The sequence below is a fragment of the Bacillus sp. SD088 genome, assembly GCF_017355205.1.
GTDB lineage: Bacteria > Bacillota > Bacilli > Bacillales > Bacillaceae_C > Lederbergia.
Window position 1 is genome coordinate 143,062 of record NZ_JADIJK010000002.1, and the last position, 11,885, is coordinate 154,946.

7 protein-coding genes are annotated in these 11,885 nt (G+C 37.4%); all 7 read right to left on the reverse strand.

The window, feature by feature from the left end; genetic code table 11:
- Positions 1-121: 121 nt before the first annotated feature.
- Positions 122-1,405 (reverse strand): sugar ABC transporter substrate-binding protein, encoded by a 1,284-nt coding sequence (locus tag IPU53_RS02435; protein WP_207447191.1) that lies wholly within the window; start codon positions 1,403-1,405, stop codon positions 122-124.
- A gap of 444 nt (positions 1,406-1,849) precedes the next feature.
- Complete coding sequence (locus IPU53_RS02440; protein WP_207447193.1) at positions 1,850-2,821, reverse strand: glycoside hydrolase family 43 protein; 972 nt, start codon at positions 2,819-2,821, stop codon at positions 1,850-1,852.
- Positions 2,822-2,918: 97 nt separating this feature from the next.
- Positions 2,919-3,815 (reverse strand): carbohydrate ABC transporter permease, encoded by an 897-nt coding sequence (locus IPU53_RS02445; RefSeq protein WP_207447195.1) that lies wholly within the window; start codon positions 3,813-3,815, stop codon positions 2,919-2,921.
- A gap of 40 nt (positions 3,816-3,855) precedes the next feature.
- The gene (locus IPU53_RS02450) at positions 3,856-4,770 is read right to left on the reverse strand and encodes an ABC transporter permease (protein WP_396019887.1); all 915 of its coding nucleotides are present in this window, start codon (positions 4,768-4,770) and stop codon (positions 3,856-3,858) included.
- Positions 4,771-4,901: 131 nt separating this feature from the next.
- On the reverse strand, positions 4,902-6,461 hold the full coding sequence (locus IPU53_RS02455) for an extracellular solute-binding protein (protein WP_207447206.1): 1,560 nt from the start codon (positions 6,459-6,461) through the stop codon (positions 4,902-4,904).
- Between the two features lie 1,513 nt (positions 6,462-7,974).
- A complete protein-coding gene (locus IPU53_RS02460; RefSeq protein WP_207447208.1) occupies positions 7,975-9,555 on the reverse strand; it encodes an extracellular solute-binding protein in 1,581 nt (526 codons plus the stop codon).
- A gap of 695 nt (positions 9,556-10,250) precedes the next feature.
- Positions 10,251-11,801, reverse strand: coding sequence for a sulfatase family protein (locus IPU53_RS02465; protein ID WP_207447215.1), 1,551 nt, complete (start codon positions 11,799-11,801; stop codon positions 10,251-10,253).
- Positions 11,802-11,885: the final 84 nt, after the last annotated feature.

Here is an 11,885-nt window from a genome sequence, read left to right on the forward strand (position 1 = left end):
CTTATTTAAAATATATACGGTCGAATTCGCTTCAGTATTGTCCACTGTCATCACCCTATTTCTTAAAAAGTCAGTAACAGAGAGTTTGATGAACGTTATCAAACCCTCTGTCTATGAAACACTATTTCTTATCTAATTCTAGTTGTACCGCTTCTGCAGCTGCATCGGCTGCTTCCTTCGGCGTTTTCTTTCCTTCCATCATTGTTTGAAGTTCAGATTGAATGAAAGGCATGATCGTACGTCCTGCAGGATGAATGACTCCTGGCAAGGCATATTCAGTATAGGTTGCAAGTTGACTTAAATATGGTTCATCATTAAAAATTTCCTTTGCTGATTCGCGCGTCGGAATATATTGAGTCACTTTATTAAAGCGCTTTTGATTTTCTGTATCTGTCATCACTTTAATAAATTTAGCTGCAGCTGCTGGGTTATCGGTATTCACAGGCACAACAAACATCCCTGTCGTTCCATATGTCACTTGCCTTTCACCTTTTAATGGTGGGGCAATCACAAATTCAAACAAATCTTTACTTAACATATTTGTGATGGAAGCACCTGAACCTTGAACAGCTAAAAGTTTCCCACTATCCCATAAAGCATCATGTTCCATTGCCGTAACCGAATCTTCAGGGATCCACCCTTCTTTATACATGTGATCCAGTCGTTCCCAAGCTTTTAAACTCTTTTCATTATTAATTAATACTTGATTATCTACATTGACGACATCCCCACCAGCTTGCCAAACATATGGATAGAGGGTTCCATTCATAGAACCGCCTCCTGCAAAACTCATAGCATAGTAACCTTTTTCTTTTGCCTTCTTGGCCCATTGATCAAATTCATCCCATGTTTTTGGCAGATTCTCTGGGTCTTCCCCAATATCCTTCACAATATCAACGTTATACAAAAATGTATAAGCCTCTTGCAAAATCGGCAAACCGTATAACTTATCTTTCCATGTCGTGGATACTATGGCTGTATCTACAAAATCATCCATGTCTAGATCTTCTAAATATGGATCAAGCTCTAGCAGCATGCCCTCCTCTGCATATTGCGGCATTTGGTCAGGAATTGCATAGAACACATCGGGGCCATTATTAGCAACCAATGCCGTTAAAATCTTTTGATCACGGTTCGCCCACGGGATTTGTTCAAAATTCACTTTCACCTCTGTCTCTTCTTCAAAGGAAGAAATAATCTCATCCCACATCTTTCCTTCTACGTCTTGATCTCCTGTAAAGGGATGAGCCCAAACAGTAATTTCACCTGACAGCTTCCCATCTGACTTATCGCCGGCTTTTGATTCTGTGCCTCCTGAATTAGATTGGCTATTGTTTCCGGAACTACAACCAACAAGGAGAGTTCCGATCAAAAAAACTACTGATAACAAGCGAAAATTTTTCATGAAATAAAATCCCTCTCTTTACATTGTCTTTGTACAACTATGAGCGTCTCCACCAACATTGAAGGCATTCCACCTCAATAAAACTAAATTTTCGAAATGGGTATTGGAAGCGTTATCATTTCGTACATATAAATTCAAAACTTCAATCGAGGAGACCATTCATATGTTGGAATAGCGCCAAACTTTATACCCTTAAATCTTGTATTCTGAGTGTATAACCTTTCTATATAAGAGACAAGTCTCTAAAGTGTCTTTAAATAGAGTCTATTTCTAAGTTTATAAAATCCGATGTAAAATGGATAAAGAAAATGGTAATAAGACAAAAAGAATCAATGGGAATTGCAGTTTGCAGATAGCCCTATAATAGAAAAGAGCCAGCTCTCCTATGAGAGTCTGACCCTATTAGTCTAAAAATTGATACTATTAAAATATGTTTCTCCCCTTTTAATCGCGTGTGCCTTCTCCTGAAGGTACTTGAATGGAGTCTGAAGTCGATAAAGGGATCCCAAAATTAGGTGTACCATCCGTATTCCATCCAAATTTTTGAATACGAGTACTGCGTTTTTGGCTACCACCTTCTGATTCAGGGATTGCATGATAGACAATCCAATCCTCTGAGCCGTCTGGTGATTGAGAAAAACCATTGTGTCCCGGAGCAAATACACTATTTTCTACTGATTTTTTAAAAACAGGATTAGTTGATTTAGCCCAAGCCTGTGCATCCAATACATCAGCTTCTGCAGAGGCTGTTAACATACCAAGTGAATAATCATCAGACCAGGTGGCACTTGCTGAGTAAACTAAGAAGAGCTTGTTGTTTCTTTTCAGCATAACAGGTCCTTCATTTACAGCAAGTCCTCCTTGTACTTCCCAATCGTATTCCGGCTTTGATATCAGTACATTCGGTCCAGTCAATGTCCAAGGATTAGACATTTCTGCAATATAAAGGGCGGAACCATAGGCCGGAAAGGTTCCATAACCTGCATAAACAAAGTACCATTTTCCATTATGCTCAAAGACTGTTCCATCCAATCCAGGGTGTTCAGTATTGACATAGCCTCGTTCTATCCACTCCCCTTCAAAAGGGTCTTGTGAGGTGTTTTCCAAAACAAAGATTTTCCGCGTCATGTCACCGTCTTTTCCGACTTTTCCATCATTTGCAGTAAAATACACATACCACTTTCCATTTACTTTATGAATCTCCGGAGCCCAAAGGAAGTGGCTATTGATTCCTTCTTCTGGCGGAGACCAGATCGTCTTACACTCTCCATTGGCGATTCCGCTCAATGTAGATGATTTCCATAAGTCAAGGTGCGTCCTTCTAGTAGCCATGAAATAATACATATCGCCATCTTTATAAACCCACGGATCCGCTCCTGGATCCATTAATGGATTTTGGAAAGTATTTTTGGTCATAATAACCCCTTCTCTCTTTTTAAATTGTTAGATATGATTTCCAAAAAATATCAATTTGTTAGATTTTCTATTGATTTATTTTGGGGCTTAAAAATATTTATCCTTTAATAGACCCAATCATTACACCTTTGACAAAATGCTTTTGAACGAAAGGATACATAACCAGGACAGGTAAGCTAGCTACGATAATTAAAGCATACTTAATACTTTCACCTAGCATCATCTTTTCGTCTAATCCAAATTCACTACCCATTTCCTCTGTCATACTCGCCTGACTCACAAGGAGAATTTCCCTCAGAATGAGTTGTAAAGGATATAGTTTATCATCCCGTAGGTAAATCAAAGCGTTAAAAAAGGCATTCCAATGTCCCACTGCATAAAAAAGTAACATAACGGCCATGATCGGTTTTGATAATGGGAGAATCACTTTCCATAGCATCTTCCAATTAGAACAACCATCAATCATTGCGGCTTCTTGAAGTTCCCAAGGAATACTTGTCTGAAAATAAGTACGCATAACGATCAGATTATAGGTTGCAATCGCATTCGGTATAATCATCGCCCAAAAGGTATCGATCATACCTAGTTCTTGTACGACCAAATAGGTTGGGATCATTCCCCCGTTGAAGAACATCGTAAAGGTTATAATAAACATAATGATGTTTCTGCCTGGTACATCTCGTCTTGATAATGGATAAGCAGCTAGAGTAGTTAATATAATATTGACGAAAGTACCACCAATGGTATAAAAAATAGTATTTCTATAGCCATTCCATATAGCTCCATCTTTAAAAACTTCACTATAAGCATCTAATGTAAAATCAACAGGAAAAAGCCACATTTCTCCATTCATAACTCTCTCAGGACTACTAAAAGAAGCACTAACAATAAAAATTAACGGATATAATATGATTACCGAAATGACAGTAGAAATAATGAGCACTCCGATATCAAATACTTTCCCATCCGAGATCTTTTTAGATTGTTGTTTCACCGTAGGCTCCCTCCTTCACTGACATTTTTTAAATTTTTATCTACCATAGGCTTGTCTCTGCCTTTTTCTTTGCAAATTGATTGATAAATATTAATAGAATAAAATTGATAACCGAATTAAATAAACCAATCGCGGCACTATAACTAAAGTCCCCGTTGAGAATACCGTTTCTGTAAACAAATGTCTGGATGACATCACTCGATTTCATATTTAAATTATTTTGCATTAATAGAATTTTTTCGAATCCTACGTTCAAAAAGTTCCCTACATCCAAAATAAGTAAAATAATGATTACGGGAAGAATGCCTGGGATCGATACATGGATAATTCTCTGAAACCGACTTGCTCCGTCCATCTTAGCCGCTTCGTACAATTGTGGATCGATTCCTGCTAAGGCTGCGATATAGATAATCGACTGCCAACCCATGCTCTGCCATATATTAGACCCAATGAATATTGTCTTAAACCATCCTGGTTTTTCCATAAAAGCGACAGAGTCTATTCCCAAAGCATTTAACATGGTATTGACTATTCCGCTAGCGGGATTTAAAAATAGGCTTAGCATTCCGACAATAACGACCACGGAAATAAAGTGGGGAATATATGTAACATTTTGGACCCACTTTTTGAGCGCATTACTTCTAATTTCATTGATAAGTAGGGCCAAAAGTATTGGGATCGGAAATGCTATAAGCAATGAATAGATACTTATGGAAAACGTATTCCATAGCAATCTGCCGAAATAATAAGATTCGAAAAATCTGGTAAAGTTTTCAAAACCAACCCACTCACTTCCTAGAAAACCAAACGAAGGATTGAAGTCTTTGAAGGCAATTTGTAGACCGTACATCGGACCATATTGAAAAATAATATACCAGGCTATGGGTAACAAGAGCATAAGGTACAGGTCATAACTTTTGACAATTTGTTTCCATAACTGACGCTTTTTTAAAATAGGTTGGGGTTCAACACTCGATTTATTCACTTGAGATTTTGCCCTTACATTACTCACTCCATAGTACCTCCCTCTTGAATTATTATAGTCATGACTAGGAACAAAGAATTCTTTGTTCCTAGTCATTCATATTATTCTTTAAAAGTCGAATCATAAGCTTCTTGATAAATTTCTTCCAATCTTTCTAGTCCCATATTTTCTATCGTAGAAACGTATTCATCCCATTTATCAAAACTCAAATCACCATTAATAAATTGAGAACTTGTTTCATTATAATATGCATCCATATCTTGACGAATTTGGTTGACTTCTTTGGTTAACTGCTCATCAAATAATGGTGGACCATAAATTACTTCTGGTAAATAAGGATCGAATTTTTTCTGTGCCTCTTGTACTGCCTCTGAATTAATAGCTGACGAATTATACTCCGTTATATATTGTGGTGCTCCTCCTCCTGGAAATGGAGTAACCGCCTCGAGACTTGCGTCTTCATCTATATACTGAGGTAAACCATCATCATCATAATTAAAGGTTTCTCCCTCAATCCCATATCTGAACATAATGGAACCTTCCTCACTAAAGAAATAATCAATCCAGCGAATCGTTTCCACGGGATACTCATTGACTGATGTAATAGCAAATGTACCAAAATCTCTCGCTATAGGAGACGCCTTGACTAACCGATCTCCAAAAGGCCCCTCTATCGGTGAAATACCCATGTACTCATAGTCCTCATATTGAGTACTCATGTCATCTCCCTGTGTATGGGTCATCCCTATCTTCCCTGTAGACAATTTAGCCGTGTACTCTGAAGGTGTATGTGATAAAACATCCCTATCTAGTAATCCCTCGCTGTAAAGCTTGTTTAGGAATTGTAATAGATCTTTATATCTATCATCTGTTTTCCAAATATGGACTTTATCGTTCTCAACATTTAGCGTATTTCCCAGTTGCTGCAATAATCCCCAAGAACTTGCAAAGTTATTTATTAAGGTAGGGAAATTACGTTCAGTCAATGGAATTTCATCTTGTTTGCCATTCCCATTTGGATCATCATTTTTAAAAGCCGTAAGAACTTCAACCAATTCGTCTGGTGTTGTTGGTTCTTCCAACCCTAATTCATCTAACCAATCTTTATTCAACCAAAATTTTTCTGTTCTTGCTGCATCTAATTCAACAATAGCTGGTAAAGTATAGATATGACCATCTGGTGCTGTAATGGCTGATTTTATTTCTGGATATTGCTCAAATAATGCTGTTAAATTTGGTGCATACTCCTCAAGTAAATCTTCAAGTGGGATAAAGAGTCCGGACGAACCATATTTTACAGCGTCTGCATGCGAAATCTCAGCCTTATAAAAGACATCAGGCGGATTTTTAGCTGCGTACTCTAAGTTCTTCCTTTCATCAAAACCATCCTGTGGAACATCATTCCATTCTATTTTTATATTCGACATCTTTTCAAACTCTTTGAAGACGGACATATTCTCATAAGGTCCATTCACCGGAGAACGTCTAGCAAAGAACTTTAAATTAATCTCCTCATCAACAATCGGCATTCCTTCTTTATTGAAATTATCTGAAGGACCTTTTATAGCATTCTCCTCATTTGTCTTATTGGACTTTGAACAGCCTGCAAATATTAAAGTGACCAAAACTAAAGATACAACTAACGTTAAAAACTTTTTCATGTTTCTTTTTCCCCCTTTACTTTCCAATCATCTATCAGGACACACTTCTATTCTTTAGCAATCGGATACATAGATTCTTATGAAGATACCTATTTCCAATACTTTCATTCACAATAGTTTGTTGTCATGATGCAATCCATTTAAACCCTTACAAACATAAACTTTTTACAATTCAAAGTCTACACTCAATTAATAAGCACTTTGATCGTTGATTTCGTTTACAAAAGGCCTCCCTCAATATATATTTTTATAACCTTCTTAGTTTAGAGTAACTGAAATATCGTGTATAACGAATGTTAATTTGTTAGGTTATCAATTAGCATTTTGTTAGGATGGAAATATAATCTTTTAAAGTATAATAGTCATTGTTCGCATTCTTATGGTGCGTGTAAAAAAAAAGGGGGATAAAAAGGAGCTAGAGATTCAAGGAAGTGCAGACTTGACTTCGGAGGAAACGCATATGATTTCTAAAATAGAATTTTCACTTAATTACTTGTACCTTTATTTCTTTTCTAGAGCTTCAAAAATTATTATACTCTTTCACCAAATCAATACCTTGCAAGAAAATGAGAGTTAAAAAAATTAAGCTTTTCTAACCTCTATTTACCGCTCTGTAAAATCCTATTAGAGGATAGTAATATCATAATTCTTTTCAACCCCTCCTGTAAATTAATTATTTTCATGGGGGTTTTCCTCACCTAGATGTATTTTAGCAAACTTTTCATATTCCTTTTAAGGCTTACCCTTTAATAGACCCAACCATTAAACCCTCGGCAAAACGCTTTTAAACAAAAGGATGCTAGCTAGAACAGGAATACTTGCCACAAAAACTAAAGCATCTTTACAGGTTAAATGTTTGATTTGTTTTTTTGAGACTTCGTCCTTACATGTAGTGAGGCTGGGACAAAAGTGTTTTCACGAACAAAAGCGCAAGCGCCCGTTTAGCGACGTACAAACTTTCATAGTAAGGATGAACAGCTAAAAACGCACCGTCCTGGCGGCAGACTCAAACGCGACGTCCTGTCGCTTCGTCTGCACTAGTACATCCTGTACGTCGCAACGCTGTTCTGACCTACATCCTGTAGCCCTGAGATAAAGGATACACGGCGAAGAATGAGCCGATGTTGACTTATCGTAGGAAGAAGCTGAAAGTTTGCTAGTCGCTGGGCGCTGGAGCTAGACAACAAAACTCAAAATTACAACTTATCCACAAGCTACAATTTTATAATTTCCTAAACGATAAAAAAACCGAACTAGTATGTTGCATATCTCCCGCTCCGGAAATATACTTCGCTTTCCGCGGGCGGCTGGTGAGCTTCCTCGTGCTATCGCACTCCGGGATCTCACCGATGCCTTTTCGACGAACACGATGTGCTAGTGTCGACGTTGGTCACAGGACGTGACCGTCCCTAGCCGACCTCCCGCTGGAGTCTGCGTATATTCCCTCCATTAACGCAATTAATCGTTCGGTTTTAGAGCTTAACTTTTTATTTTTGTCTCAGCCTCATCTCTGTTACTCTTTGAAAGTCGAATCATAAGCTTCCTGGTAAATTTCTTCTAATCTTTCTAAACCTAAATTCTCTATAGTGGAGACGTATTCATCCCACTCATCAAAACTCTTATCGCCATTGATGAATTGAGAAGTAGACTCATTATAATATGCATCCATATCTTGACGGATTTGATTGACTTCTTTGTTTACCTTTTCATCAAATAATGGGGCACCATAAATTACTTCTGGTAAATAAGGGTCAAATTTTTCCTGTGCGTCTTGTACTGACGGCGGATTAATAGCTGATGAATTATACTCCGTTATATATTGTGGTGCTCCCCCACCTGGATATGGACTAAATTCACCTATTGCCGCCCCAGTACCACGCTCATCATTTAAAATTTCATCTACATACTCAGGCAAACCATCCTCATCGTAATTAAAGGTTTCTCCCTCAACCCCATATCTGAACATAATGGAGCCTTCCTTACTAAAGAAGTAATCCATCCACCGAATCGTTTCTGCAGGATACTCATTGGCTGATGTAATAGCAAATGTACCAAAATCCCTAGCGATAGGAGATGCCTTGACTAATCGATCACCAAAAGGTCCTTCTATTGGTGCAATACCAATATACTCATAGTCTTTATATTGAGTATTCATATCATCTGCCTGTATATGGGACATCCCTACCTTCCCGGTAGACAATTTAGCTGTAAACTCTGAAGGTGAATGTGATAAAACATCCCGATCTAGTAATCCCTCTTTGTAAAGCTTATTCAGGAATTGTAATAGATCCTTATATTTATCATCTGTCTTCCAAATATGGACTTTATCGTTCTCAATATTAATTGTATTTCCTAATTGTTGCAATAATCCCCAGGAACCTGCCATATTATTTATTAAAGTAGGGAGGTCGCGTTCAGTAATTGGTATTTCATCTTGTTCACCATTCCCATTCGGGTCATCATTTTTAAAAGCAGCAAGAACATCAACCAATTCATCTGGTGTTGTTGGTTCTTCCAACTCTAATTCATCTAACCAATCTTTATTCACCCAAAATTTTTCTGTTCTTGCAGCATCTAGTTCAACAATAGCCGGCAATGCATAGATATGACCGTCTGGAGCTGTAATAGATGATTTTATTTCCGGATATTGTTCAAAGAGAGCTGTTAAATTGGGTGCATACTCCTCAAGTAAATCTTCAAGTGGAATAAAGAGTCCAGACGAACCATATTTCACGGCCTCTGCCTCCGAAATCGCGGCCTTAAAAAAGGCATCAGGTAGCTTCTTAGCCGCATATTCTAAGTTTTTTCTTTCATCAAAACCATCCTGTGGAACATCATTCCATTCTACTTTTATATTCGACATTTTTTCAAATTCTTTGAAGATGGACATATCTTTATAGGGTCCATTCACAGGAGAACGCCTTGCAAAAAACTTTAAATTTATCTCCTCATCAACGATCGGTAGCCCTTCTTTATTAAAGTTATCCGAAGGTCCTTCGCTAACACTTTCCTCATTTGTCTTATTTGACTTTGAACAGCCTGCAAATATTAAAATCAAAGCTAAACATAACACTAGCATTAAAATTTTTTTCATTTCACTTCTCCCTTCACTTCTTACGAATTGTATTTCCAAACTCATTTGGAACCGCATACAATACTTTCTACTCCTCCTTTTCTTTAAAAAATTTTATACTCAAAATCCTCCCATTGCATTTGTATTACTTTCTCAATTAAGATAATGGAAGCATTGTGTATTCAAGAATAATAACTTAAAATTTTGCCCCCTAAGTCTGGAGAAATTTTGGGTAAAAATCTACTGAATGTCTTTGTTCCTAGTGTATTTTTTAATTATTCCATTTTGTGCTTTTAAGCAGCATTATTCCCTTCAAACAATTGGTTCTCCAAAAATGACAACTCAAATAAATTCTTCAATTATTTTAGGGCAGTGTATCCCCCACCTCTGCTTCTCCGTATTCTCTAAAGCATTTAGGCGGGGGTATTACTGCCCGTTAATGCGGGATAAATTAGTCACTTCAAAGCAGCATTAAATAGCCAGTTAATGGGCACTTTGCCCATTGGTTCCGTTTACAAAAATCCCCCTCGCTTTTATAACCTTCTTAGTTTAAAGTAACTGAAATATCATATATAGTGAATGTTAATTTGTTAGATTATCAATTAGCATTTTGTTAGGATGCAACTATAATCTTTTAAAGTTTGATATTAATATTCATTGTTCACATGCCTATAAATGGCTTTTTATGGACTCAAACCGTTTCCTTACCTAGCTCGCTAAAAATTCTCCTTGTTACTTCCTTTGCTTGTCTCCTTTTTTCCATACTTACTCCGATAATTTAGATTTACCGTTTGATTAATGGGCAGTGTATCTTCATTTTCCATACACCATCTAAGTAATGTACGCTCAAGCTCTACCGCGATCGGATTATACTTTGAATCACCATATAAGTTGTTTAATTCATATGGGTCGTTGTGAAGATCGTATAATTCTCCATCCCCATTCGTATAAACATTTAGCTTCCAATTATGAGTCCGTATACACTTCCCCTTTCCGATAAATGCTTCACGGTAAGCACACCAAACAAAGTAACGTTCATCAAATGGCGTCTCTGGACGTACTGCAATTTCAGATAATGTCATAGGTTCGCCACTTTCTCCACTTTCGATGACCGCAAACTCTCTTGGAGTGTATGGTTGATCAAATAGATAGGGAGTAAAGCTTTTTCCTTGTACTCCTTGAGGAACTTCCATTCCCGATAATTCTAAAATGGTAGGTAAAATATCAACCAATTCGGTTAAGTGGTTGCATGTCTTTGATTGAATCTCTTCTGGCCAAGAAACGATTAAAGGTACTTTTATAAATGAATCATAGAATGCATTGTGCTTTTGGATAAGTCCATGCGCACCCATCGAGTCGCCATGGTCTGAGGTAAATATAATTACAGTGTTTTCTCTTAAGCCTAGTTCTTCCAACTTTTTCAATACTCTACCGATATTATCATCAATAAAATTGATCATACCGTAATGAATCGCCCTGACGCTCCTAATAAGGTCATCGTCTGTTTTATCCATCGCATCCATCATTTGTGCCACTTTTTGCCTTTCAGGTTTGTTTTGCAAGTCATCCTTAGGAGGCAAGGGGATATCTTCTACCTTATACATACTTGCATAGGGTTCAGGTACCTGATAAGGAGTATGCGGATCTGGAAATGATAACCACATAAAAAATGGTTGATCTGATCGCTGATTGTTATCCAAATATTCAATAGCTGCATTACCGAGCAGCTGTGTTCCACAATCCTTATAAGAAGCTGGATTTGTCCCATGGCCTAAAGGACTGTTCCAGCAATGATCTTGTGCCCATTGATGGGCCTGTTGTACTTTGGGATCCTCGCTATAACCATCGACTGAATGTCCATGTCTGCCCTCTCGTACATAATCAAACACATCATGAAGTACATTAGGCTTTTCTTCGCCGTTCGAATAAAAGTTTACTTGATTCCCATCCATAAATACGTGATTTTTACCAATTAAAGCTGTTTGATAACCATTGTCTTTTAAGAGTTTCGGTAACGAAGCCTCAAGTGGATTTAACAACATATGATTAGCATGGGAACGAATCGTCGATGCATACCTACCAGACATCATCGAAGAACGAGATGGCACGCATGCTGGATAGTTACAAAAGGTATTTTCAAACAACACACCTTCCTCAGCTAAACCTTTAAGGTTAGGGGTTTTCACAATTGGATTTCCGTACATTTCCAATGTCTCGGCAGATTGTTGGTCTGTTTGAATCAATACAATATTTGGTTTTCCTTTCATCGTTTGCCTCCTTCAAAAGTAACTTCAGATTACTCATTCCTACCTCATCAGCATTTATGGACCCTATTTTAAACAATGAACCTT

What these genes read in the sequence shown, in the direction of transcription:
- IPU53_RS02435 (WP_207447191.1), bottom strand. Translation starts at nt 1,405, where the DNA reads ATGAAAAATTTTCGCTTGTTATCAGTAGTTTTTTTGATCGGAACTCTC.
- IPU53_RS02440 (WP_207447193.1), bottom strand. Translation starts at nt 2,821, where the DNA reads ATGACCAAAAATACTTTCCAAAATCCATTAATGGATCCAGGAGCGGAT.
- IPU53_RS02455 (WP_207447206.1), bottom strand. Translation starts at nt 6,461, where the DNA reads ATGAAAAAGTTTTTAACGTTAGTTGTATCTTTAGTTTTGGTCACTTTA.
- IPU53_RS02460 (WP_207447208.1), bottom strand. Translation starts at nt 9,555, where the DNA reads ATGAAAAAAATTTTAATGCTAGTGTTATGTTTAGCTTTGATTTTAATA.
- IPU53_RS02465 (WP_207447215.1), bottom strand. Translation starts at nt 11,801, where the DNA reads ATGAAAGGAAAACCAAATATTGTATTGATTCAAACAGACCAACAATCT.